Here is a 24943-nt window from a genome sequence, read left to right on the forward strand (position 1 = left end):
GGCTCACGGTCAATGACCTCCGAGGTAATCGACTGGCCGCTTGTTCTCGCCGATGCTATGGATATGACTACTGATATCGACACCCAGGTAGATCGATTCATCGCCGCGTGGAACGACTCGGACATCGAACGCCGCAACGCGGTAGTCGAGGCCCTGTTCAGCCCCGATGCGTGCTACCGCAATGCGTCAGAAGAATTTATCGGCCGAGCGCGCTGCCGGGAGGCAGTCGCCGAGACCTACGACAAGTTCACCAGCAATGGATTCGAGTTCGCGCGGTTAGGTGCGGCCAGCGCTCATCACGACGCAATTGTGTTCCGGTGGCAGATGACCGCCGCCGGAGGTGGCGATCCCGCTGCGACCGGCCGCATGTTCGCCGTGCTCGACGACAACGACCGGGTGAAGTTGCTGTACCAGTTTCTTGACGCCTAGGCCGTATTGGTCCTCCTCGACTGGTGCGTGTGTGCTTTGAAAGCATGAGAACTCCACGCATTCGGTGTGCGATCGCACGCGAGAAGACGGCCTCCATGTTGTCCGCCGCGGGTTCTGGCAACCGAGTCGGCGCAGATCACCAAGAGTGGGAAGCCGCTAGCGTGGATGCAGTGTCGGCCGACAGTGATAGCAGGTCGGCCTGGGGGCCACATCGCACAGAACGGGTTTCCGGCGCTAATGGGTTTCTACGACTGCAATTGCATGATCACCGGCATCAGCCTGTCAGGCATCGACGCGACCCTCGTCTTGCTGCAATACACAACGGATGGCTATAGGCCCCTGACGCTGGGTATCGCCGGGACTTACAACCGGCTCGGTTGCGTCGATGGAGTACGTGGTGACCTCAACACCGAGCTTGTTCTCCGATATTTCGTCGACCAGCGCCGGGCGGGCAGGTATTTCGCCGAAGATCAGACCGGCATCGCAGACGAAGACCGACTGACTTCCGATAGTGATATCGAGGAATTGCTACAGCGCATAGAACGCACTCAGCGGAGTAACGATGACGGCAAATATTCCGGGTCGACCAGCTCGGACCGGGAAGCCATCGTCTTCGCCTTGATTGCGCAACCCATCTGGGATGCCATCACCAACGGCACCCCAGCCCCAGACGGGTTGTCGGAGCGCGAGCTTCAGCGGCTCTTCGGGCAAGTGTCAGCACCTGCCGAAATCTATGCGGGCCGGCTTCCGGAACTCGCTCCGTTGCTGCATCAGCTGGCTGCTGTCGACGACTTCATCGGTTCTCGCAGGCTGCGCTGGGCGCCGCCGTCCGAGCCGGCGCAACGATACCCGAGTGATTACGGTCAGCACGGCGACGAGATCCGAGAATTTCTTGATCGAGCGAAACGCGACTATCGCGATGATCCGATTGTGCTGGCCGGATTGGCCACTTACGAATCGCAGATCGACTGGGACGAAGACGACTACCCGGCGACGCCGCATATCCCAGCCGCGACCGCGGCAGAAATCCGCGCCTGGGCAATGAGCGAGCGGGTTGCCCGACGCGCGATCGGCATTCGCCGAGACGAGACCGAACAGTCGTAGGCAAGTCAGCGACGCGGCGACCGTTCCATCGGCAGACGGTGCGTGCCACGCGGGTGACGCCCGCGGCGATGGTGTCGGGCGGTTCGGCGGACGCCAGTCGGTCGGTCGTGCGGTATTCCGCCTCGGCTCGTCCCGGTGTTGCTGTGCCGCAGCGGATTTCATGCATGATGGCCATGATCTGGATGGTCGGTGTCGGGCGCTGATCCGGCGATTGACCGGTCAGGTAGTTCTTGCGGTGAGGGCGTTGAGGAGCTGTGCCAGTGTGGTGGCGGTGGCGGGTGGGAGTGCGGGATCGTTTAGTGCTCGTAGGGCGGTGGTGCGGCGGGTGGTGATCATGGTTTCGATCTGGTCGCGGGCTCCGATGGTGATCAGGAGTCGGCGGATGTGTTGTGCGCCGGTTTCGTCGAGGTCGGTGTTGCCGATCAGTGTGTGCAGGTCGTGGAGTTGGGTGGGGGTGGCGTGGCGTAGGGCCAGGGCGAGCAGTGCGGTGTGTTTGCCCTCGCGCAGGTCGTCCAGGGTGGGTTTTCCGGTCAGTTCGGGTGTGCCGAAGGTGCCCAGGAGGTCGTCGCGCAGTTGGAAGGCTTCACCGGCGGGCAGGGCGTAGGCGCTGAGCACAGTGTGTATGTGGGGGTCGGCGCCGGTGAGGGTGGCGCCGATTTGTAGTGGGCGTTCGACGGTGTATTTGGCGGATTTGTAGCGGGCGATGCGGAGGGCGAGGTCGAGGTCCGGGCTGGGTTTGCCTGCGGTGATGTCGAGGTATTGGCCGTACATGACCTCGGTGCGCATGGTGTCGATGAGGGGCAGGATCGCGGTGAGTTGGCGGGATTTGAGCCCGGCGGTGTGGAGTAGTTCACTCGACCAGGTTTGGGCGAGGTCGCCCAGCAGGATGGCTGCGCTGTTGCCGATGTGCTGGTTGTTGTGGTGTTCGGTCATGGCGCGGTGCACGGTGGGGCGGTTGCGGCGGGTGGCGGAGCGGTCCATGAGGTCGTCGTGGATGAGGGCGAAGGCGTGAAACATCTCCAGTGACGCCGCGGTCTGGATGAGGGCGGGCGGGGGTGGTTTCGCGTGGTTCGGGCCTACGTGCCAGCCGATGACGCATAGCAGCGGGCGTAGGCGTTTGCCCCCGGCGAAGAGGAAGTCGTGCAGGAGTTGGGTGACCTCGCCGGGCAGGGCGGTGTCGGTGTCGGCGTGGGCTTTGTGTCGCAGGAAATCGGTCAGCACGGCGTCGACCGCACGCCGGATTCCCGGCAAATCCAGCGGCTGGGTGGCCGGAGCGGGCGTGAGAACGAACGTCGTCGGGTTTTGTCGTCTCAGACCATCTGCTGCGGCGCTCACTGGATGTCCAGCTGCGCAAATAGAGCACTCACGCTCGTATTTTCCAATGTCACCAGCGGTGGGAAGGTCGGCTACGCGTTACCAACGGCATCACGTGTGGAACACTCGCGGTGGTGAGGAGTGCCGTTTCGCGTACGCCGACCGGGCGATTACGTCCGTTCGTGCAACGGTATCTGGGCGTCGAACTGTCCGGGTTCGAGCCGGGGGTGCATCGGGCTCTGCCGTCGCCGTATCTGACGTTCATCGTCAGTCTCGACGGGCCGATCGAGATCGTGAACTCCGCCGGGATCTGCCGCGAGTTTTCCGCGGTCATCGGTGGTTTGCAGACGTCGGCAATCCATGTGCGGCACGGTTCGACGCCGCGCATCATTCGAGTGTTGCTCTCGCCGCTCGGCGCCAGGGCGGTCCTCGGGGTACGTGCGGCCGAACTGGTGTCGGGCGTGTTCGGCCTGCCGGAGATCATCGGTCATCGAGGCGATGAGTTGGTCGAGCGGTGTGCCGGAGCGGATGGATGGCTGGAGCGCTTCGACGTCCTGGACGACATTCTCTCGTCCGGTCTGCACGATCGCCATGTTGTACCGATGCCGCTTCAGCATGCTTGGGCGCGCGGGATCACCGTGCCCGAGGGCGCGGCGCGCGTCGACGCGGTCGCCCGTGACGTCGGCTTCAGCCGGCGCCATTTGACCGAGCTGTTCGCCGCGGAATTCGGGCTGACACCCAAGCTCGCCATGCGGGTCGCTCGGCTGGACCGCGCGCGTTGCCGGCTGCAAACCCGCGGGGAATCGCTATCCGCGGCGGCTGCCGCATGCGGTTATGCCGACCAGGCGCATCTGACCCGGGAATGGCGGAAGTTGACCGCGGCCACCCCGGCAGCGTGGATCGCAGCCGAACATCTCCCAAACGTGCAAGACCTGTCATGGGGGGTGCACGCAGGATTACTGCATGGTTGATCCTGACACATCACATTCATCCACGGCCGGTGCCGGTGCGGCCGCACAGCGGAGAATCACGAGCTTCTGGCAAGTCGTCGCTGCTGAGTACAATTCGCCCGATAATCTCGCGCGACCCGGGACGCCCGGATACGACGACTGGGTCAGCGCGATCTGCGGCCTGCTCCCCGAGCCTCCCGCACGCGTCCTCGATGTCGGAACCGGGACCGGCTTCGTAGCCCGGATCGCCGCCGAACTCGGTCACCAGGTGACGGCGATCGACCTGTCCGAGGCGATGCTCGAGGCAACGATCGCGCCCGGTCTGGCGATCTCGTTCGCTGTCGGTGACGCCGTCGATCCACCGTTCGCGCCGGGCAGCTTCGATGTGGTCATCAACCGAAGCCTGTTGTGGACACTGCGCGAGCCCGAACGCGCGTTTGTGAACTGGCACGCGTTGCTCGCCTCGGGCGGGCGGGCGGTCTGCATCTACGGCGTCAACTCGGAGGCGGGCGGGCCGCCGGTGGACCAGCGGAAGGCGGAACTTTTCGCCGGCTATTACACCCGGGAGGTCCAATCGCTGCTGCCCGCGATGCGCTTGGCGGACCACGAGCCGGTCATACGGCTGGCCAACGGAGCCGGATTCGACGATGTGGAGATTGTGGAACTCGAATCGGTGCAGGGGTGGGAAGCGTCGCCGGGCGCGTTTCAGCCCTGCGCGATCATCGCCCACCGGGACTGACCTGCCACCGGGTGTGAGAGGCGTTGTGGTGGCACCCTTCGGCGGGGGTAAAACGCAGACTGCGTCCGAGCTGTGCCGGCGGCTTCCGGGCAGTGTTGTGTGTGGTTGGTTGACACTGGTGTCCAACACCGACGGTCGGATGCGCGGCAAGCTTCGCCGCATGGCCGTCACCGTCCGGCACACTCGCCGGTGAGCGCGGGTTCCAGCCCGACGTAACGGGACGGTGCCGGCGACGAGAGATCGCGGGTGAACATGAGCACGGCGTCGTCGTCCAACCTGATCGTCGCACCGGGCTCGACAGGCCTGTTGCGGTAGCAGACTCCGCGTCCATCGGGCAGGTAACCACGCCGGACGTAGAGGCGCTGGGCGGGTCCGTAGTCGGCGTACAGGCCGACCCCCAGTCCCACGACATGACATCGCTGCCGCGCCAGCTCTTCGACCGCGTCCAGCAGCATGGTGCCGATTCCGCGATTGCGATGCTGGGGCACGACATTGAGATCTTGAATCTCCGGTACTCCGGTGGTTTGGAAGGGCTCGTATGCGGCCGTCCACAGTAGCGTGCAATATCCGGCGAAAGTCCCGCCCCGGCAGGCGACCACACATGCGCGCTTACCTGCCGCCTGCTCGGTCAGGTAACCGATGTACTGCTCGACCGGCTTGGTGGTCCAGCCGAGCGCGGCGAAGGCTGCGGCGATCGGCTCGGGATCGGCGGCGGCCATCGGCCGGATGACGATTTCGTTGCCCATGCCGGAATCATCGGGTATCCGAGCCGGCACGACAATTTGATTTCACTGGCTGATTACTCGGCTCGCTCCACGACCAGGCTGCGTTGCATCAGTACCGTGTCGATCCAGCGATTGTGTTTGAACCCGACCCGTCGTAGCCGCCCCACCTCGGTGAAACCGTGCCCGGAATGCAATGTGATCGAAGCCGGACTGCCGGTGTCCGCGATGACGGCGATGATTTCCCGCAGCCCACGGTCGGTACCGGCGGCGAGCAACTCGTCGAGCAGCACGCCGCCGAGCCCCCGGCCGGTCGCCCACGGTGCCAGATAGATCGAATCCTCGGCGGTCGCGCGGTAGGCGGGACGCGACTTCCAGGGCGCGCAGTATGCGTAACCTGCTGGGCAGCCGTCGATTTCGGCGATCAAGAAGGGCAATCCGGCATCGACGATCGAAGCGAATCGGTTGGTCCATTCGCGCACATCCGGCGAGCGGAGTTCGAAGGTCGACACGGAGTTCTCGACGTAGTGCGCATAGATCTCGGCAACGGCCGAGAGGTCGGCGGCGGCTGCCGGCCGAACCTTCGCGGATTTCTCTATAGAGGAATTATTCATTACGATAGTGTATATGGACTTGTCGAAACTTGGCCAACGGATACAGCAACTGCGGCACGAGCGCGGATTGACGCTGCAACAATTCGCCGAGCTGTCCGCGGTGAGTGTGAGCATGCTGTCGGCGATCGAGCGGGGCGGCAAAGCCGCGACCGTTGTCGTACTCGACCGTGTCGCAACGGGATTGGGCATACGGCTGTCTACCCTTCTCGCCGAACCGGAGAGTGCCCGCATCATCGTGCGGCGCGCCGCCGAACAAGACGTCGTCCACGAACCCGGCGGCTGGCAACGCACCATCTTGACCCCCGTGGTGCCCGGCGTGAATTTCGAATGGATCCGCTCGACCCTTCCGCCCGGCTGCCGCCCCCGCGAGTACCCCTCCTACGCGGCGGGATCCCACGAATTCATCTATGTGGAATCCGGAACGGCCACCCTCACTGTCGACGACACTCACACCATCACCCTCGGAGCCGGGGATTCGGTCTATCTCGCTGCCGACAGCACTCTGCGCTACGCAAACCACTCCGATCGACCATGCACATACTTCGTCGCCGCGCTGGTGATGCGCCCTCGAACAGCGCGAAGCGAAAACACCCGCATAGCGACGGCGACGTAGAGGGAACGGTGGACGGATCAGCGCTCGCCATCGGCCTGGGGCCGGGGATCCGCGTCGATGGCGGGCCACAAGAGATCTATCTCGCCCTGTGCGGCCGCGGCGAGCAACGGATTCTGCAAGGCCAGGCCGGTGCCGAAAATCCACGCCTGAGCGCCGGCATTCAGCAGGCGCATCATGGCGCCGGAGGCGTGATCGGTGCTGGGCACCGCGTCGAGGCCGGCTCTGAGGAAGTAGAACCGCCATAGCGGTCCGATATCGCTGCCGTAGATCGTCTCGGTCTGTGTGGTGATCAACGATTCGTGCTGGGCGATCATGTCGAACAGGGTGAAGTAGTCCTCCGCGTTCCCCGGCGTTGTGTGTGCCGCCGCGAGGGCGTAGGGGAGGTCCACGATGGAGTGGGCGTTATAGCCGGCCATCGCGACCTGAGTTGCGGGTAGTTCGCACGAACGGGCGAGTTCGAAGTAGCGTGTCCAGGCGGGATCGGTTGGCGCACCGATCAATTCGGCGTGCAGATTATGCAGAAACCGGGACAGGAGCTCGAGGCTGAGCATATGTGCCCACTCGGGATCATCGAACGCGATCGGGTCGCGCTGCAATGGCAACACTACCGCTCGTTCGATCACGTCTACTCCGAGCGGCAACAGCCCACGCCGGTCCCGATGCGCCACCAGGATCTCGGTGACCCGATGGTGCCGTTGCGCCACCTGCTCGAGCCGCGCGGACGAAGAGCCGATCAATGCACTCGTCTCTGAGAGATCAACGATCGTGGTGAGGTCCTCGGCGGTGAGCGGGCTCCCACAGGCTGTTGAGCCGCCCGGCCAGGCGGTCGCGGTTCCGATGCCGCCCAACGCTATCCCCGTCGTGACTACGATCATCAGGGTCAACACGGAATGCAGAATTCGCCTGGTGATCGCCATCGACGTATTTCCATCCTTTGTTCACCCGCGCCGTATCCGGCAGGTTTTCCGGTCCGTCGATGGGCGACAGCATCCGCACACTGTAGCCACTTCCCATTCATGGTGACCGGCACCGGGCCGCCGGACCATATGCTGTCCCGGCGGTTTCGGCAGTGTGTCGAATCCGGCTCATCCGCTTTGCTTTTTGTCTCGGCGTAGTGCGAAGGAGAGGCCAGATGGCGCGGGGATCTGTACTGCGGGTAGCCGCTGTTGTTATCGCGACGGTCATGCTGGCCGGGTGGGCCGATGCCGACGTGGCGGTCGCGGAGGAGGGGCAGAACCGCACAGCACTACAGCAGGCGACCGCTGCGGTGATTGCCGCCGGTGCCCTAGGTGTGCAGTTGCGCGTTCACGATGAGCGTGGTGATTGGTCCGGCAGTGCCGGGGCGGCGGAACTGGGGAGCCAGGCCGGCGTCGCCACCGACGGACGGTTTCGCATCGGAAGTATCACCAAGACTTTCGTGGCGACGGTGCTCTTGCAGCTGGTCGGCGAAGGCCGGATTCGACTGGACGATCCGGTGTCGCACTACTTGCCCCAATACGGCTTGGACCCGCAGATCACCGTCCGAATGCTGTTGCAGCACACCAGCGGATTGTTCAACTACACCGGTGAGTCGAATCCGGACGGGACCACGGAGCCGGGCTTGTTTCCGATGTCGGGCAAGGCAGCCGACGACAGCCTGTTCCGTGATTATCAGCCGGACGAGTTCGTGCGATTCGCGTTGACCAAGCCTGCTCGGTTCGCCCCCGGAACGGCGTGGTCATACTCGAGCACCAACTACATCCTGGCGGCCCTGCTGATCGAGAAGGTCACCGGTACGCCCTACGGCGTTCAGGTTTATGGACGCATCGTGGTGCCGCTCGGCTTGTGGGGCACCGTCGTTCCAGGCCATTGGACCGGGATACCCAGTCCGTACGCCCGTGGTTACGATGCCTACAAGGAAGGCGACGTGCTGAACGCGATCGACGTCACCAACCAGAACCCGTCGTGGGCGTATTCCGCGGGTGAAATAATCTCTACCACACAGGATCTCGATACATTCATCACCGCGTTACTGGGTGGGAGACTGCTCGCTCCCGCATTACTCGCGGAAATGCGTAACGAGCGCCGAATCGGTCCGACCGCCGGTTACGGCTTCGCGCTGGTCCACATCGAGCGGACACCCCACTGCGACTTCGTCGGCCACGACGGCGGTCTTCCCGGCTACTACTCCGACATGTTCAGCACAATAGATGGGAGTCGCCGGGTCGAACTCTCGGTAACTCAGGGGCCGACGATCGACAGTCACGACGACAACGCCGTCAACAAGCTCATTGCCGCCATCGGCGAATTGGTGGGCACGGCCATCTGCGGCGGTTGACGTCATAGTGGGTGCACACCGGTGACTGCGTATTCGCTTCCCGGTGGTGAGAAATGCCGATGCCCGCTGACAGGCTGCCGGGGATAGGGTGCTGTCCATCCGATTGCGTTCGGATGTGTTCGGTTCTGCATGGTGGGAAGGTTCCGGCGATGGCCAACGGTGCTGGTGTTCCGGCGAGTCTCGAGCTACTGGATCCCGGATTTCGGGTGAACTCGGTGGCAGTACGTGCGGCAGCGGCTCAGCATTGGTATGCGAATACGCCGTTGGGGCCGGCGATTCTCACCTACGACGATTGTGTCGCGCTCCAGCAGCACAAGGGTTTGGGCCAGGCCGGCGCGGATCATCTGTCGGCGCAAGGGATCACCGCAGGACCTGTGGCCGAGACATGGGCCGCCTTTCTGCTCAACATCAACGGACCGCACCATGCCAGATTGCGGCGGATCGTTGCGCCTGCGTTCAATTCGACGGCGATCGGACGGCTGCGGCCTCGGATGCGCTCGATTGTCGACCAACTCGTGGACGAGTTTTCCGCCCGCGGCCGTTGTGAGTTCATGTCCGAGTTCGCCGATCGTTATCCGCCGCGGGTCATGTTCGATCTGCTCGGTATTCCGACCGTGGAGCACGAGCAATTCCTGGACTGGGGCAATGATCTCGCCTACCTGTTGTCCTACGACATGGCCGCGCAAGCGGATCGGGTGGCCGCTGCCATTGCCGGAATCGGCGACGTCACCGACCGTCTTTGTGCCGAGCGGCAGGCAGCGCCCGGCGCCGACCTGCTCTCGACCTTGGTGGCCGCTCGCGGCGACGAGCTCCTGACCCAGGCGGAAATCCGAACCATGGTCGTCACCCTGGTGATCGGCGGCCAAGACAGCACGCGCCACCAACTCGGGCTCGGTATGGCGACGTTCGCCGAGTACCCCGACCAGTGGGCACTGCTGGCGCAGCGGCCGGAGCTGAGCGCGGCCGCGACCGAGGAGATCCTTCGGTTCAACTCGACCGCACCCATCATGTGGCGACGCGCCGACATCGACGTCGACTATCGCGACCTGCATATACCCGCAGGGACCCGGCTGTGGCTCTTTCTGGGTCTGGCACATCGCGAGTCCGGTGCCGCCGGCGTGGACGACCCATTCGACATTGCTGCCGAGCACCGCCCGTTCCTGGGATTCGGTCACGGGCCGCATTTTTGCCTCGGCGCAGGCCTGGCCCGACTCGAGATGACCGAGGCGCTGTCCATTTTGGCCAGGCGTCTTCCGGGTCTCGCGCTGGACGGACCGGGTGAATATCGGCCGGAACTGGCCGGGTTCGTAGGTCCCGAGCGCCTGCCCATCCGATTCACGCCGACCAGTCCATCGGAGGTATCCGGAAGATGATTTGCCTGCGGCGAGTAAGTTCGCGGTTGTGGTAGATCCACGGGATCGTTACGCGAACGGATTGTTGGGGTTCGACGGTCCGACCGAGTTGTTGCGGCTGCGGACCAGAGAGCGGCTGATCGATCGGGACACGATGGCGATCCTGAGCGATATCGGTATCGGCGACGCGTGGCGTTGCCTGGAGCTCGGTGCAGGCACCGGATCGATTGCTGCCTGGCTGGCTGGGCAATGTCGCGACGGACAGGTCGTGGCCACCGATATCGACATTCGCTATCTGGAACAACACCAGCTCGGCAACCTCCAGGTACGGCAGCACGATGTCACCACCGACAGCTTTCCACCGGCCGCGTTCGATCTGGTGCACACTCGTTCCCTACTGGTCAATCTGCCCGAACGTGATGCCGTGCTGGACCGAATAGTCGGCTGGGCGGCACCGGGTGGCTGGTTGGTGATCGAGGAACCTGCGATTTTTCCGATCGATTCCTCGAGTTATCCCGCGTATCAGCGGCTGATGCGGGCGTTGGAGCAAGTTATGGCGATTTCCCACGGCGCGGATATGCGGTGGCCGCGTAGACTTCCCGCGTTGCTGACCGCCTCCGGTGTCACCGACATCGGGATGCGCGTGACGCCACAGTATGTCGGCGATGGTGGTTTCGGCGAGGATATTTGGCGGGTAGCACTGCTCCAGACTCGCTCCGCCATACTCGACGCCGGGCTACTCACCGCGGCCGAGTTCGCGGAGGGCTTGGCGCTTTTCGACGATGTGGCATTCCTGGACATGGCTGTCGCCATGATGAGCGTGTGGGGGCGCAAACCGTCGAGATTGCCGGTTGCCTGAAAACGCGGCGGCGTTTATGCGATCAGATCGAGCGAGATATCCCAGAGCCGTTCGGCATTGGCTTCGTTGAGCGCATAGATCGCGACGCCCTTGGCGGATCCGTAGTTTCGCTCTACCGCGGGCGCTTGCCGGCAATCGTCGAAGTAGCGTCCGCCGATTCCGTCGAGCTGTGCGGCGGTGGCGAGCAGGACCGAAGTGGCCGCGCCCTGCTCGGGAGTCTTCAGGGTGACGCCCGCCTCGCGGGCGGCGCGCCGCATGTACTCCGCACCGCCGACATGACGCTGCAGCGCCGTGACGATGCCGCCCGGGTGCAGTGCGTTGGCGTAGATGCCATCCCTGGCCCAACGTCGAGTCGCCTCGACCGCGAACAAGATATTGGCGGTCTTGGATTGCGCGTAGGCGCCCCGCGGATCGTAGGCGCGAAAGCGGTAGTTCAGATCGTCGAAGACCACCGGAGAACTCAGATGGGCACTCGAACTGACCGAGACGATCCGAGCGTTGCCAGCGGCCCGCAACGCGTCGTGCAGGCCGACCGCCAGCGCGAAGTGGCCGAGATGGTTGGTCGCGAGCTGTACCTCGTGGCCTCGGTCGGTCAGGGTCAACTTCGGCGGTGCCATCACGCCGGCATTGTTGACCAGAATGTCGAGCGGTCCCTGCCACTGGTCGACGAACGCACTGATACTGCCGAGATCCGTCAAATCCAAGACAGCGACCGCGGTCTCCTGGTTGCCCGTGCTTTTCGCGATGTCGTCCACGGCGACCTCGCCCAGGTCGACGTTGCGAACGGCCAGGGTGACCGCGGCGCCGGCTGCGGCCAATGCCCGGGCGGTCTCGAGGCCGATGCCCGACGCGCCGCCGGTGACGATCGCTTGTCGCCCAGTCAAGTCGATCTCCGCCACCACCTCGGCAGCAGTCGAGTCGAAATCGAACGGAGTTCTGATCCCGTTGTGACCGTCGCTCGTCGCCATCAACTCTCGTTTCGGATAACAGTGAATATTCGATTCGACCGGACTGGCAGAGAACCGGACGTGGGGTTCTCTGCCAGCCTTGATCGTCGGCTTGCGGATGTTGCGTGGGATAAGCCGACGCCGACAGGCGTAACACGATGCGGGTAACGACGCCTGCACAAAATACGGTAGGGCATTGTCGCTCGTGGGAAGGAGCAGATTCGGACGCGCTGAAGCCGGTCTATTCCCACTGTTGGTAAGAGGTCCGTGCTGCTGTGCGGTCGATGAGGGATGCTAGCTGGCGGGCAACATGTTCGTGCAACGTCACTGCTGCAGGTGCTGCTGCCCGGTGTGGGCCACGCAGACCTTGGCCTGTCGAGGAGCGAAGGTCTGCGTTGGTCGGGAGTCGTACGCTCCCGCGGAAGGGGCGCACCTGCGCATGAGTGCGCCCCGGCCTGCAGCGGTGTCCTCCGTGCCTGGACGCCGCTGCAGAGCCGCTACGCTGCATCGATCGACGGAACACGAAGAGAGGCGTCGGCCTGATACCCCGTTCTGCGCAGCAACCCGTGAACTGCTAGAACTTGTGTGGAACTCTGGGCCGGGACGCACGCCCGGCCCAGAGTTCTCAATTCTGCGAGTCGCCCGCGACGCAGGTCTCACCGGTTTGGCAGCCGGCGACGGGCCGACAGTGGTTCTGGACGCGCGAACCACTTGGGACCGGTCCCACCGGGCCGTACCAAACTTTGCGTGTTCAATCTGCATAGTCTTCATTCGGTGGTCAGGAGAGTCATTGTCGGAAGAGTCCAACCACCCCCGCACGCTCTGCGGAATCCGACCTAGGCGCGCACGGCAATCGCAGAAACTATCGAGGCGCAGGCACCGGGGCCGTCGGTGCGCATCACGATGAATCCGTCTCTGACCGCTACCGCTGATTCTGTGTCGTCATTGATTTCTTCGATCCCGCATGCTGCGGCGAGCACGCCGGCATCGTCGACCACCACCTGCAGCTGCGGTAGTGCCGGGGTGGGAAAGGCGAATCTCAGCGATCGGCCGATGTCGGCCAACGCCAGTCGCGCCAGCGGCATCAGTTCGCCCGCGTCGTCGTCGGCTACCAGGGCGATCGTAATTCGCTGCGGGATGGAGGTGGACAGAGCTTCTTCGATAGCAGATATTCGATGCATACCGAGAACCGCGATTGTGTGGTTACCGTCGAGGTGCGCGGTCGTGCCGTAGACCCGGTCGATCGAGGTAGGTGGCGACCAGGGGGTGTTGCTCGGGCACGGCTCGAGTGTCGTCGTTTCCTTTCTTGTGCTCTGTCGGCCGCTCTGGTCGAGATGCGCGATCTGTTCGCACAGTGTGACGATTCGACCCGGGTCGACGAAGCCGGACGCGGCGAACGCGAGTTGAGTCGCGCCGTAGAGGACGGTCAACACCGACTCCGCGTTGTGGATGTGCCGCTGAAGATTGGTCGCGGGAGAACTGCTGATGCCGCTGAGCGCCAGCCCGAGCAGAATGGCATCCAGTTTGATGAGCTGAGCGAAGCAGCGGCGGAGTCGCGCATCATTCTGTATCAGCGGGATCAGATCGATAGTGAGAGCGGGCGAGCTGAGTTGTTCCGACGCGTCATTCGGGTAACTGCTCAGATGGGGAAGTTGTCCGGCCCAGGTACTGGCGAACCGGCCGATGGCGGTTGCGGGAGTGTGCGCCGCGCCCTGGGGGAGCGGCGGTGGTGCGTTCTCGGCTTCACGCGCGAGAACTGCCAGGTACAAGGCCTGCTTTCCCGGGAAGTTCGAGTACACCGCCCCACGGGTCAACTCTGCGCGTTCCGCGATGCCATCGATCGTGGCCCCGCGAAAACCGCGTCGGATGAACTCGACCTTCGCCGCGTCCAGCACTTTTCGTCGAGTGACCTCTTGCTGCTCGGCCCTGCTCAGGCGTGCCATCCGTTCCTTCGCTGTCTCGATGCGATTGTTGTAAAACCGTTCCGCCGTACAGTTCACAGTTGTACACCTGCACGGTAACTCGGTGCAGCGCAAGGTCGCCGGTGACCGGCGTCGGCGAGCCGCCCGGCCGATCCCGGCACGGATCGATAGTATCCGCATTCAGATGTTCTTATCATCCGGATGGTGGTAACATCTGCCACCAGACGAAGCGCATTGATGCACGGGTCGTCTAGTGAACCTGGCGGAACGGCCGCAACTATGCGGCGTGATTCCGTTGGCTCAGGTGTCGTCGGGTAGTCGTTTGCCGACGCTTTCGATCGGTTTCTTTCGGAACGGAAATAATGATGTTGAGTTCGAGTCAGGGCAGAAGTCGGCAATCTGTAGGCAAGCAGTTGGCAGTGTGCGGGGGTGAGTGGTAATGTCCGGGTTTGAATCTATTCCGATTGCCGCCGGTCGTAGACTTGGAATTGGGCATGCGTCCGAATTCCTGAACGATCCGATCGGATTCATCTCGTCGCTGGCCTCTCATGGTCCGCTGTGGCGGGTTCAGTTGGGGCCCCAGACGGTCGTGGTTGTTTGCGAACAAGGGTTGATCAGAAAGGTGCTGATCGACGACCGCACCTTCGACAAGGGTGGACCGTTCTACGAGCGAACACGGGAAGTTGCGGGCAATGGGCTGGGCACCTGTCCGCACAATGAGCATCGTCGCCAGCGCCGGCTGTGCCAATCGGCGTTCCGGACGGATCGGATTCGCGGCTATTCGACGATAATGGCCAGCGTAATCGAGAATTCTTTGGCCGAGTGGCGTGACGGGAAAATCATCGACCTGAGCTCGGAGATGACCGAACTCGCGGTGAATATCGCGGTGCGGACGATGTTCTCCACCGCATTGGACGAAGCGGCCATCCAGGAGGTCTCCCACGATCTGGATGTGATCACTCAAGGCCTGTTCCGGCGAACCGTCCTTCCTCCGGTGATCAGCCGGCTTCCCACGCCGGGCAACCGTCGGTTCCTGCACGCGCGGAGGCGGGTTCGACGACTGGCGTCCGATATCGTCGCCGAGCGCCGGGCCGAGGGCGTCGATCATGGCGACCTGTTGTCCGCCTTCTTGGCTGCTCGCGATCTCGGACCTGCTCGGACCGCGATGACGGGCACGGAGTTGATCGATCAGGTGTTCACGTTCTTGCTTGCTGGTGCGGAGACCACGGCAAGCGCGATCTGCTGGGCGTTGTACTCCGTGAATATAGATCCGGAATTGCTCGACGAGCTGCAGGCCGAAGTCGATTCGGTGCTGGCGGGACGGGCAGCGCAGTTCGACGACTTGGACAAGCTGCCGACGGTCGGCCGGGTCCTGACGGAAACCCTTAGGATGTACCCGCCGGGGTGGATGGTCACTCGAATAGCTTCCCGGGACACCGAGCTCAACGGCTGCAAAATCCCGGCTGGAACTGTCATCGCAATCAGCCCGCACGCGATCCAGCGATCTTCTGGACCGTACGCGCAATCCGACAAATTCATACCGGACAGATGGCGGGTCGCCGGACTGCCGACGTCGGCATATCTGCCCTTCGGCGCGGGTGCTCGGCGTTGCATCGGGGACCTTTTCGCGCTCACCGAGGCCGGTATGGTGGTGGCGACAATCACGGCAAGCTGGCGGCTGGCGCCCATCGTTCGAGTGCCTGGCACAGTTTCACTCAGAGATCTGCCTGCCCCGCGACATATGTGGATGGAACTTTCGGCGCGGAGCGTCGAGCGCCGCGAAGTCCGCGCCGGTAACCCTTGAAGCAGACGGTAGCCGGTGATGAACAGCCATAGTGGAGCCGGTCTGGAATCGGTATTGTCGCGGGCAGTTGCAGCGTCGCAGCGAGAATTTTTTATTTGCTGGTCGTTCACGTGGGGAGATTTGACGGCTACGGTCGTTCCGGCGACCGTGTTTTCCGTTGCCGCGGGGGCGCATGCCGGGCACTCATCGACAGTGCTTATCGAAGCTCTCCCTCGTTCTATTCTGTACTTCTGGCTATATATTTATACATTCAACCTGTCCAATCAGATAACCGGGCTACCTGAGGACGAGATCAACAAGCCGCACCGGCCATTGATCGTCGGGGTCGTGAGCGTGCGAGGTGCTTCGCGACGGCTGGTCGGCGCGACCTGTCTGTTCGTGCTCAGTGGCGCCGTATTCGGTGTGCTCGGGTGGACCCTGCTATGGGTCGGGGCGTGGATGTTCCATAACCATTTCGGCGGCTCGCGGATCTGGTGGGGCAAAAATATATCCATGGTCGCCGGGACGATCGCGCAATTGGCTGCGGCGTGGCAGATGGTTACGCCCCTGACCTCGGCAGCGTGGCGATGGATCCTGGTGCTCGCGGTGCCGCTCGCGGTTCTCGTGTCGATCCAGGATCTCCGGGACGTCGATGGCGACGTCGCCGTGGGTAGGCGAACCGTTGTTACGTTACTCGGTGAGAAAAAGTCACGAATAGCACTCGGCGCCGCGTTCGCCGCATATCCAGTAGCGGTTTACGTCCTGCTGTACAGCCACGCTGCTGGTGCGGCGAAGATCCTCGGCGGACTGGGCATGCTCCTTCTGTTGATTATTTCTGTCCGTGTGCTGAAGGTTCGTTCCCGCCGGTCGGACAATCTCACCTACATGTACTACACGTATTGGTACTGCCTCACCCTGGCGAGCGCGATACCAGCTTTTAGGGCATAGCAAATGGATCGTAACCCTATTCACGAGCCGGCCGTGCGGCTACTCGGTGAGATCGCCGCCGCCGGCTTCACCTCACTCGATGACTTTTTTGCGCGTCTACGAGTGGATCCGACAGCTGACACCGTGGAGTTACCCGCGTTGACCGACCGCACGGACGGCATCGGCGACCAGGGCGAACCGGCTTGACCAGCGTCCACCGGTATCCGGGCGAGGTCGGTCGCCCGGATACCTTACTCTGGGTGGGAACATTCCCGTTTGCCATGGTCGATAGTCTGGCGACAGTTCAGCTAATCGCTTCGATCGACGTGGATCGGGATGACCGTGACAACACACCAGGACGTGGGCTTCGAGACATTCGCGAGGACCTACACCACATATCTGGAGACGCGGCATCTCGATGAGGTCCGTGCCGAGGATTTCGGTCGGCTCGATGAGCAGGGCCTGATTTATCTGGACTACACGGGTAGCGGCTTGCCCGGACGCGCACAGCTTCGTGCCTACCATGCCGCCATGAACAGCAGGATCTGGGGAAATCCGCACTCTGCCAATAGCCCGTCCCGTCGATCCACTGCCGCTGTGCAGCATGCTCGCCGAGCGACTCTGCGATTCGTGAACGCCGATCCCGACGAATACTCGGTGATCTTCACCTCGAATGCGACAGGTGCTCTTCGGCTCGTCGGCGAGGCGTTCCCCTTCCAGCCGGGAGGGCGGCTGGCGTTGCTGCGCGACAATCACAACTCCGTCCTCGGCATCCGTGAATACGCTCGCACCTGCGGAGCGACCGTCGAAACCATTGCCCTGCGCCCCGATCTCCGTGCAGATCCAGCCGCGGTGCTCGACGTGCTGGACCGCTCTGCATCGAAGCCCTCGTTGTTCGCGTATCCAGCGCAGAGCAACTTCTCCGGTGTGCAACATCCACTCGATTGGATCTCCGATGCCCAAGCCCGTGGCTGGCGGGTGGTACTCGATGCCGCAGCCTTCGTGGCGCTCTCGGATCTCGATCTGAGCAAGTACAAACCCGACTTCGTCCCGCTGTCCTACTACAAGATCTTCGGCTGGCCGACCGGGCTCGGCTGTCTGATCGCTAGGAACGACGCGCTCGCACAGCTGCGTCGTCCCTGGTTCTCCGGCGGTACCGTCATCGCTTCCAGTGCACTGGGCGGGTGGCACGCCAGCGCAGCGCCTCCGGATAATTTCGAAGACGGCACGCCGGATTTCCTTGGTGCACTGGGCGTTTCGGTCGGATTGGACTACCTGCGCCAGACTCTCGATCGCGATACCGTCAGAGCCAGGGTGCGATGCCTGACGCAATTCCTGCTCGATGAAATGGCACAGCTGTGCCACGGTGACGGAACACCCGTCTGCGCGTTGTACGGCCCCGGCGACACGCGAGGCAGAGGCGCGACGATCGCGTTCAATCTCCTGGATGTCGACGGCGGCATCATCGATGAGCGAGTGGCCGAGGACCGTGCGGTTCAGCACGGCATCGCGTTGCGCGCGGGCTGCTTCTGCAACCCCGGGGTCGGCGAGACGATTTTCGAGCTCGAACCCGCCGACCTGATCCGGGTCGGCGCGAATCGAGCGGGGCTGCGGACGATCGACGACTACCGGCGCGCCATCGGTTTACCCACCGGCGGTGCATTGCGCGTTTCACTCGGCCCGGTCAGCAACTTCGCCGACATCGTCGGGTTCCTTCGTTATCTCGGGTCGTGGCGTGACTACCGTGCGACTGCGGAAGGGTTGGCGGGGTTTCCGGATCGTGAACGATGCTGAGGCTCGGCCTGATGTTCGGCGCGGCGATGCGGGATTCCGAATGCGCATCGGCGGCTCACAATCGGAGCAGCGCGCCTACCTTGCCGGTCAGATCGCTCTCGGTCACCGTGAAGTCGACTTCGACGGCAGGCAGGTGCAGGTGTGCGGTCTCCGCGCGCAGGCGGTCGGTGAACAACCGGTCGCGTTCGAGGAGGTTTCGCGCGGCTCGCTCCGGATTTCCGGTCTTGTTCGGGATCTCCCATCCGCGCTGATCGAAGACTGTCCGGCGGAACCCGGGCGTGGGCAGCAGCCATACGCCGCGGCTCCGTGTGGTCAGCAGTGGCGCGACCAGATATGGCAGCAGCCGGAACCCCTCGGCGATGATCGCGGATTGAGCGGACAACCGCACCAGATCGTCGACGATGAAATCGAAGCCTTCGCCGCGGAACCAATGAAATGTTTCGAGCATCGTTGCCGGAGACCGTTCGACCCAGCGCTCTTCCATGCTCATCGCGAGAAACCTGGTGATCCACGGGGCCTCGGCCGGCGCGCTGAGTGCCGCGTGATCGCGCATTGCTTCGTCGGTCGAATACACCCGCAAGTTGTGCTGTTCTGCGAGGTTTCGCGCAACGGTCGATTTTCCGGCGCCGCTGCCACCGCCGATCCAATACACATTCCGCAGCCGTGCTCGCAGTGCCGCCATATCGCGGGGTTCGTCGTTTTGATCTGCGCCCATTCGAGCTGATATCTGCCTTCCCATCCGTGGCGAGTATCCGGTGAGTGCAGTCGCCGACAATGATCCGGTGCTAATTATTGATCTTTCTCCCGCTCGGGAGTTGTCATGCAGAGTAATTATAGTTCGGCCGGAGGGATCTCTGGGATGAGAGTCACAGTTTTCGGCGCGACCGGCGGGATCGGGCGGCTGGTGGTCGCCGATCTGTCGGCGGCCGGCCACATCGTCCGCGCCTATGTGCGTGATCCGGCGAAGGTACCCGAGACCTGGAGGCATGATGTCGAGGTTGTCGTCGGTGAGATCATCGACTTCACTGCCGTGCGCGCCGCCGTCGCCGGAGCCGATGTCGTGATCAGCACGCTCGGGCCGGACCCGGATCCGCGGGCGGCTAAAGGTCGGCCACTGACCCGTGGTACCGAACACATCGTCGAGGCAATGAAACATCATGGTGTGCGGCGCATCATCGGCAACGGCACACCGAGCGTTCTGGACATCCGGGATCGAAGGACCTGGCAGACCCGGGTGCCCGTGTGGATTGCCCGCACCTTTCTGCGGTCCGCCTACAACGAACTGCTGGGTATGTCGGCGGCGATCATGAACTCGGGCTTGAAATGGACCATCGTCCGTTTCGTGATACCGACCAACGGACCTGCCAGAGGGGTTGCCTATGAAGGCTTCTACGGCATCGATAAACTCAGATGGCGCGTCACCCGTGCCGATATCGCTGCCTTCACCGCCGCCCAGATCGGCGACGAGCACTACATCGAGGCCGCGCCGGCAATCAGTAACTGAAACCGAAGGGCGCACGACGACCTCTACTTGCCGTTGTTCGCGTCCATGATCACCTGCTCGAGTTGTTGAGGTGTCGACGGAGCATTCGGGTCGTCGGACAGGTTCTTGCCGTTGAGAAACACGGTCGGCGTACCGCGATACTGCTCGCCGATGAACGAGCTGTGTGACTGATCGACCACGGTGTCGTGCGAGCCGGTGTGCACACATTCGATGAAGGACTCCGTCACCAGACCATTCATCTGACCGGCCAGCTGGACGAGAAACTGCGGATCGGCGAATCTGTCGTCGGCCTCGTCGGGTTGATTGGCGTACAGGACGTCGTGATACTCGAGGAACTTACCGGCGTCCTGCGCGCACAGGGCGGCGTTGGCCGCGGCGAGCGATCCGATGCCGCCGACCTTGTCATCGATCGACGTCACGAGGTGGTATTCGCTTTTGAGCTGTCCGCTGTCTTGCAATCGGCGGATCGTGCTGTGGAACGTCTGCTCGAACCGGCGACAGGCGGAGCAGCGGAAGTCTTCCCAGATTGTGAGCTGCGATTTTGCCGCGGACGGTCCCACCGTCACTGACGGTTGATCACCTTCGCTTATTTCGGCCTCGGTCGCCGCGGCGGTCTTCGACAGTTGCGGATACACGGACGCGGTCGACGTGCATCCGGCGATCAATACGACGGCTCCGCTGAGCGCGACTGCCAGTCGCCGACCGATACGTACGGATCGTTGTGCACTATTGATCTTTTGCGCGCCTGGCTTCATGAAAAGCAACACCGAATTTCCGTTCATTCATGTTGTGCTCGAGGGAGATTCCATCTGTTCCGGCGAATCAGCTGGGAGTGTAGAATCTTCCCGGACATGGGAACATGCGGCGATTATGCGCTCGATCCGACCGAGGACTGGGCGGTATCGGGTGCGGCGGCCGGACCGTATGCTGATTCGGCGTGCTCTGATTCATCGTTGCCCTCGTACTCCTCTTCCTCGGTGTCCCGAATACCGATGGTGAACTTGAGGGCATAGGCGATCACCAATGACGCGGCAAAGGAGAACGCGAGGACCGCGCAGGCGCCGACGGCCTGCTTGCCCAGCTGGCTGAAACCGCCACCGTAGAACAGGCCCCTGGCGCCGTTCAGTGATTGCGCGGCACCGGATTCAGGGACGAGAAGCAGCCCGATCATCAGGGTGCCGACCAGGCCGCCGACCAGATGAACGCCGACCACGTCGAGTGTGTCGTCGAAGCCGAGCGAGTATTTGAGCGGGACCGCCAGCGCGCAAGCGATGCCGGCTACGGCACCGATTGCCAAGGCGCCGAGCACATTCACCGACGAGCAGGACGGGGTGATGGCGACCAAGCCCGCGACTATGCCCGACGCGGCGCCGAGGCTGGTGGGCTTGCCGTCGCGGAGCTGCTCCACCAGTAGCCAGCCCAGCATGGCGGCGCACGTGGCGAAGGTGGTGGTCAAGAATGTGGAGCCGGCCAGACCGTTGGACGAGATCGCGGAGCCGGCGTTGAAGCCGAACCAGCCGAACCACATCAGACCGGCGCCGAGCATGACGAACGGCAGGTTGTGCGGCCGGCTCGACGCTTGTGGCCAGCCCTTGCGCTTGCCGAGCACGATGCACAGCGCCAACCCCGCAGCGCCGGCGTTGATGTGCACCGCGGTACCACCGGCGAAGTCGATGGCTTGTAACCGGTTGACGATCCAGCCGCCGCGATGGACCAGACTGCCGCCGGCGTCGGTGACATCGAAGTCGAATACCCAGTGCGCGACGGGGAAGTAGACGACCGTTGTCCAGATCAGCGAGAAGGCAACCCACGCACGGAATTTCAGGCGATCGGCGACCGCGCCGGAGATCAGTGCCACGGTGATGATGGCGAACATCAACTGGAACGCCACGAACACCGTCATCGGGATGGTTCCGGCCAGCGGAATCGTGCCATTGGAGCCGATCAGGCCCCGCAGGCCGAAGAACTGTCCCGGATCGCCGATTACGCCGAATGTGTTGTCGCCGAACACTGTAGAGAAGCCGTAGATCGACCACAGCACGCCGACGATGCCCATCGAGACAACGCTCATCATGATCGTGTTCAGTACATTCTTACTGCTGACCATGCCGCCGTAGAAGAACGCCAAGCCCGGTGTCATCAGCAGCACCAGCGCCGAGCTGGTCAACATCCAGGCAGTGTCGCCGGTGTCGGCGACACCGAGTAGGGGATAGGTGCCCATCAATGTCCTTACCGTGCACGCCGATTCGTCACGGGGCACACTGATTCGCCGGCCCGTTCAGGCCGGAGTCGCTATGTCGAGTGCTGTGTCGGAGGCGGATTCGGCTTGCCGCAACAGGTCGACGATCGTCGCGTACCCGCCGCGTTCGGCGTCGGAGAGCGGGGTCCCGCCCCAGCGATCGAGTGCTGAGACCTGTGCGCCGCGGTCCAGCAGGAACCGCACGATCGCGGTGTGCCCCTCCGCGGCGGCCAGATGCAGCGCGGTTCTGCCGTCGTAATCGGCGGCGCCGACCTCGATACCGGTGGCCAGTGATGCCCGCAGCTCGTCCAGATCACCCCGGCTCGCCGACCACAGCATCCGGATGGTCGCCTCGATCTGGCCTTCATTCCGTTTCCGGCGTGGATCCCGCTTGCGGCTGCTTTCCTGCACCGTCAGCGAATCGAAGACATGAAAGTTGTAGATGGCGACAAGTTTCTTGCAGAACTCCACCGCGCGAACCGAGTTTCCCAGCGAGTCGAGTCGTGGTGACCAGATCCCGACTCCCATGACACCGGGCACGACCAGCATGAGCGCACCGGAGACACCGCTCTTCGCGGGCAATCCGATGGTGAACGCGAATTCGCCGGAGTAGTCGTACATTCCGCACGACGACATCAACGACAGGCATTTCTGCACCGTGTCGACCGAGAACACGCGCTCGCCGGTGAGTGGATTGATGCCCGCATTGGCCAGGGTGCCGGCGACCACGGACAAGGCGTTGGTGTCGATCTCTATCGAGCAGCACTGGAAATAGAACTCCAACGTCTCGATGAGGTCGGTGCCGTCGGGAAACGCACCGTGTTCACGCATGAAATAGCCGAGCGCGAAGTTGCGGTCCGCGGTTTTCCGCTCGGAGAGATAGACCGCGTTGTTGAAGCCGACCGACCCACCGGCGGTCAGCCGCCGCCAGGTGTCGGCCACGTGCGCGAAACGGTCGGAAATCGGTGCCGCGGGCTTCAGCAGCGAGGTCGACATGATCGCCCCGGCGTTGATCATCGGGTTGTGCGGCAGGCCGTCGCTGTTGACCGAGAGTTCGTTGAAACCGAGGCCACTGGGCTCCCGTCCGACGTGGCTGTGCACGACCTCCGCACCGTGCTCCTCCAGCGCCAGGCAGTAGTTGATCGGCTTGGAGACCGACTGCACGCAGTACGAGATCTCCGCGTCACCGACAGCGAACCGCTGGCCGTCGGTCGTGCAGAGCGCAACGCCGAAACGTTGGGGATCCACCCGGCCGAGCTGCGGTATATAGTCCGCCACCCGGCCCGACTCCACACTCCGCAGCTGATCGTATATTTCGGTGATGTCGGTCGTCAGTGACGCGAAATCAGGGATCACCAGGTCTCCGCGCAACGCGCGGGCGATCAGCTGACCCGTCTGGCAGGCCTCGACGAACCGCTCGAAATTAGAACCGGAATCGTTACCCGTGGTCAGCTTGTCCAATGCGTCACGGATACGTGGATCCCGGGGACTGAGCCCTGTCGCATGAAGCCGATTCATCAACTCCAACGGCGAAATACATCCGGCGCTGTCCACGCTGAACGAATCGAATATCTTCCGGTAGTAACCGTTCTCGCTGGTAGGCACCGACTCGGCGGGTAGATTCGATCGAGATTCGCTACTGTTCAACTTCCTCTCGGACTGCACATGGGACACGACCATACCTTTACTCCTCGACGCGAATAAAACCGACTCTGTGAATAAATTTGGAGCCTCGTGCGCCCTTACACGTCGTAGTACAGCTCGAACTCATACGGGTGCGGGCGCAGGTTGACGGGGGCGATTTCCTGCTCGCGCTTGATGCTGATCCAGGTCTCGATCAGGTCGTCGGTGAAGACGTTGCCTTCGGTCAGGTAGTCGTGATCCTGCTCGAGGCGGTCGATGACCGTGGCCAGGCTGGTGGGGGCCTGGGGGATGTTCTTGGCCTCCTCCGGCGGGAGCTCGTAGAGGTCCTTGTCGACCGGGGCCAGCGGCTCGATCTTGTTCTTGATGCCGTCCAGGCCGGCCATCATCATGGCGGCGAAGGCCAGGTACGGGTTGCCCGAGGAGTCCGGCGCGCGGAACTCGATGCGCTTGGCCTTCGGGTTGTTGCCGGTCACCGGGATACGCACGGCCGCGGAACGGTTGCGCTGGCTATAGACGAGATTGACCGGTGCCTCATAGCCGGGGACGAGTCGCTTGTAGGAGTTCACCGTCGGGTTGGTGAAGGCGAGCAGCGACGGCGCGTGGTGCAGGATGCCGCCGATGTAGTGCCGCGCCAGATCCGACAACCCCGCGTATCCCAGCTCGTCATAGAACAGTGGATCACCGTCCTTCCACAAGGATTGGTGCACGTGCATGCCCGAGCCGTTGTCACCGAAGAGCGGTTTAGGCATGAACGTGACGGACTTGCCCTCGGCCCACGCGGTGTTCTTGATGACGTACTTGTACAGCTGTAGATCGTCGGCGGCGGCGAGCAAAGTGTTGAACCGATAATTGATCTCGGCTTGGCCGGCGGTGCCGACCTCGTGGTGGCCGCGCTCGAGCTCGAAGCCTGCGTTCTGCAGGTTGGTCGAGATCTTGTCGCGCAGGTCGACGTAGTGGTCGTACGGGGCGACCGGGAAGTAGCCACCCTTGTTGCGGACCTTGTAGCCACGGTTCAGGGTGCCATCGGGGTTGGTCTTCGAGCCGGTGTTCCAGGCGCCCGAGATCGACTCGACCTCATAGAAGGCGCTGTTCATGCCTGTGTCATAACGAACGGCGTCGAAGATGTAGAACTCGGCTTCCGGTCCGAAGTACGCGGTGTCGGCGATGCCG

General features: G+C 63.1%; 23 protein-coding genes. 12 read left to right on the top strand and 11 right to left on the bottom strand.

What is annotated here, in order from left to right; translation table 11 throughout:
• The first annotated feature begins 12 nt into the window (after positions 1 to 12).
• Both F3087_RS26980 and F3087_RS26985 read left to right on the top strand, forming a co-directional pair.
• Complete coding sequence (locus F3087_RS26980; protein ID WP_150404803.1) at positions 13 to 429, top strand: nuclear transport factor 2 family protein; 417 nt, start codon at positions 13 to 15, stop codon at positions 427 to 429.
• 261 nt (positions 430 to 690) lie between these two features.
• Positions 691 to 1533, top strand: a complete 843-nt coding sequence (locus tag F3087_RS26985) for a hypothetical protein (RefSeq protein ID WP_150404804.1) — start codon at positions 691 to 693, stop codon at positions 1531 to 1533.
• Positions 1534 to 1752: 219 nt separating this feature from the next.
• On the opposite strand, the gene F3087_RS26990 is transcribed toward F3087_RS26985, so the two are convergent.
• Complete coding sequence (locus F3087_RS26990) at positions 1753 to 2868, bottom strand: polyprenyl synthetase family protein (RefSeq protein WP_223885360.1); 1116 nt, start codon at positions 2866 to 2868, stop codon at positions 1753 to 1755.
• Positions 2869 to 3140: 272 nt separating this feature from the next.
• On the opposite strand from F3087_RS26990, the gene F3087_RS26995 reads away from it, so the two are divergent.
• Together F3087_RS26995 and F3087_RS27000 are read left to right on the top strand one after the other, a co-directional pair.
• Positions 3141 to 3818: a helix-turn-helix transcriptional regulator gene (locus F3087_RS26995; RefSeq protein WP_150404805.1), complete on the top strand. Its 678-nt coding sequence runs from the start codon at positions 3141 to 3143 to the stop codon at positions 3816 to 3818.
• On the top strand, positions 3811 to 4536 hold the full coding sequence (locus F3087_RS27000) for a class I SAM-dependent methyltransferase (protein WP_150404806.1): 726 nt from the start codon (positions 3811 to 3813) through the stop codon (positions 4534 to 4536). Before F3087_RS26995 ends, F3087_RS27000 begins: the two co-directional genes overlap by 8 nt.
• 167 nt (positions 4537 to 4703) lie before the next feature.
• On the opposite strand, the gene F3087_RS27010 is transcribed toward F3087_RS27000, so the two are convergent.
• Positions 4704 to 5282, bottom strand: a complete 579-nt coding sequence (locus F3087_RS27010; protein WP_150404808.1) for a GNAT family N-acetyltransferase — start codon at positions 5280 to 5282, stop codon at positions 4704 to 4706.
• A 53-nt stretch (positions 5283 to 5335) separates the two neighbouring features.
• A complete protein-coding gene (locus tag F3087_RS27015) occupies positions 5336 to 5872 on the bottom strand; it encodes a GNAT family N-acetyltransferase (RefSeq protein ID WP_150404809.1) in 537 nt (178 codons plus the stop codon).
• Between the two features lie 13 nt (positions 5873 to 5885).
• Between F3087_RS27015 and F3087_RS27020 the strand changes: the two genes are divergently transcribed.
• Positions 5886 to 6485, top strand: coding sequence for a helix-turn-helix domain-containing protein (locus tag F3087_RS27020; RefSeq protein ID WP_150404810.1), 600 nt, complete (start codon positions 5886 to 5888; stop codon positions 6483 to 6485).
• Between the two features lie 17 nt (positions 6486 to 6502).
• Here the strand turns inward: F3087_RS27020 and F3087_RS27025 are convergent, their stop codons facing one another.
• Entirely contained in the window at positions 6503 to 7402 is a 900-nt protein-coding gene (locus tag F3087_RS27025) for a DUF5995 family protein (protein ID WP_150404811.1), read from the bottom strand.
• A gap of 215 nt (positions 7403 to 7617) precedes the next feature.
• Between F3087_RS27025 and F3087_RS27030 the strand changes: the two genes are divergently transcribed.
• The 3 genes from F3087_RS27030 (at position 7618) to F3087_RS27040 (ending at position 11013) form a co-directional block, all read left to right on the top strand.
• Positions 7618 to 8802, top strand: a complete 1185-nt coding sequence (locus F3087_RS27030) for a serine hydrolase domain-containing protein (RefSeq protein ID WP_150404812.1) — start codon at positions 7618 to 7620, stop codon at positions 8800 to 8802.
• 149 nt (positions 8803 to 8951) lie between these two features.
• Positions 8952 to 10175, top strand: a complete 1224-nt coding sequence (locus tag F3087_RS27035; protein ID WP_191094152.1) for a cytochrome P450 — start codon at positions 8952 to 8954, stop codon at positions 10173 to 10175.
• Positions 10176 to 10203: 28 nt separating this feature from the next.
• Positions 10204 to 11013 (top strand): class I SAM-dependent methyltransferase, encoded by an 810-nt coding sequence (locus F3087_RS27040; RefSeq protein ID WP_150404814.1) that lies wholly within the window; start codon positions 10204 to 10206, stop codon positions 11011 to 11013.
• A 14-nt stretch (positions 11014 to 11027) separates the two neighbouring features.
• On the opposite strand, the gene F3087_RS27045 is transcribed toward F3087_RS27040, so the two are convergent.
• Together F3087_RS27045 and F3087_RS27050 are read right to left on the bottom strand one after the other, a co-directional pair.
• Positions 11028 to 11981, bottom strand: coding sequence for an SDR family NAD(P)-dependent oxidoreductase (locus tag F3087_RS27045; protein WP_150404815.1), 954 nt, complete (start codon positions 11979 to 11981; stop codon positions 11028 to 11030).
• Positions 11982 to 12796: 815 nt separating this feature from the next.
• Positions 12797 to 13903, bottom strand: a complete 1107-nt coding sequence (locus tag F3087_RS27050) for a TetR/AcrR family transcriptional regulator (RefSeq protein ID WP_150404885.1) — start codon at positions 13901 to 13903, stop codon at positions 12797 to 12799.
• Between the two features lie 418 nt (positions 13904 to 14321).
• On the opposite strand from F3087_RS27050, the gene F3087_RS27055 reads away from it, so the two are divergent.
• The 3 genes from F3087_RS27055 to F3087_RS27065 all read left to right on the top strand — a co-directional run bounded on the left by F3087_RS27055 (position 14322) and on the right by F3087_RS27065 (position 18386).
• A complete protein-coding gene (locus F3087_RS27055; RefSeq protein ID WP_150404816.1) occupies positions 14322 to 15686 on the top strand; it encodes a cytochrome P450 in 1365 nt (454 codons plus the stop codon).
• Between the two features lie 18 nt (positions 15687 to 15704).
• Positions 15705 to 16613, top strand: coding sequence for a UbiA family prenyltransferase (locus F3087_RS27060; RefSeq protein WP_150404817.1), 909 nt, complete (start codon positions 15705 to 15707; stop codon positions 16611 to 16613).
• 315 nt (positions 16614 to 16928) lie between these two features.
• Positions 16929 to 18386, top strand: coding sequence for an aminotransferase class V-fold PLP-dependent enzyme (locus F3087_RS27065; RefSeq protein WP_150404818.1), 1458 nt, complete (start codon positions 16929 to 16931; stop codon positions 18384 to 18386).
• Positions 18387 to 18441: 55 nt separating this feature from the next.
• On the opposite strand, the gene F3087_RS27070 is transcribed toward F3087_RS27065, so the two are convergent.
• On the bottom strand, positions 18442 to 19101 hold the full coding sequence (locus F3087_RS27070; RefSeq protein ID WP_191094153.1) for an AAA family ATPase: 660 nt from the start codon (positions 19099 to 19101) through the stop codon (positions 18442 to 18444).
• 144 nt (positions 19102 to 19245) lie between these two features.
• On the opposite strand from F3087_RS27070, the gene F3087_RS27075 reads away from it, so the two are divergent.
• Positions 19246 to 19890 carry an NAD(P)-dependent oxidoreductase gene (locus tag F3087_RS27075; RefSeq protein WP_150404819.1) on the top strand — a complete coding sequence of 215 codons (645 nt, stop codon included), beginning with the start codon at positions 19246 to 19248 and terminating at the stop codon, positions 19888 to 19890.
• A 23-nt stretch (positions 19891 to 19913) separates the two neighbouring features.
• Here the strand turns inward: F3087_RS27075 and F3087_RS27080 are convergent, their stop codons facing one another.
• The 4 genes from F3087_RS27080 to glnA form a co-directional block, all read right to left on the bottom strand.
• Positions 19914 to 20672, bottom strand: a complete 759-nt coding sequence (locus F3087_RS27080) for a DsbA family protein (protein ID WP_150404820.1) — start codon at positions 20670 to 20672, stop codon at positions 19914 to 19916.
• A gap of 86 nt (positions 20673 to 20758) precedes the next feature.
• Positions 20759 to 22111: an ammonium transporter gene (locus F3087_RS27085; RefSeq protein ID WP_150404821.1), complete on the bottom strand. Its 1353-nt coding sequence runs from the start codon at positions 22109 to 22111 to the stop codon at positions 20759 to 20761.
• A 57-nt stretch (positions 22112 to 22168) separates the two neighbouring features.
• On the bottom strand, positions 22169 to 23809 hold the full coding sequence (gene glsA, locus F3087_RS27090; protein ID WP_150404822.1) for a glutaminase A: 1641 nt from the start codon (positions 23807 to 23809) through the stop codon (positions 22169 to 22171).
• A 62-nt stretch (positions 23810 to 23871) separates the two neighbouring features.
• Positions 23872 to 24943, bottom strand: a 1072-nt coding sequence (glnA, locus tag F3087_RS27095) for a type I glutamate--ammonia ligase (protein ID WP_150404823.1), incomplete at its 5' end; no start/stop codon positions are given.

This window comes from Nocardia colli (assembly GCF_008704205.1).
Taxonomy (GTDB): domain Bacteria; phylum Actinomycetota; class Actinomycetes; order Mycobacteriales; family Mycobacteriaceae; genus Nocardia; species Nocardia colli.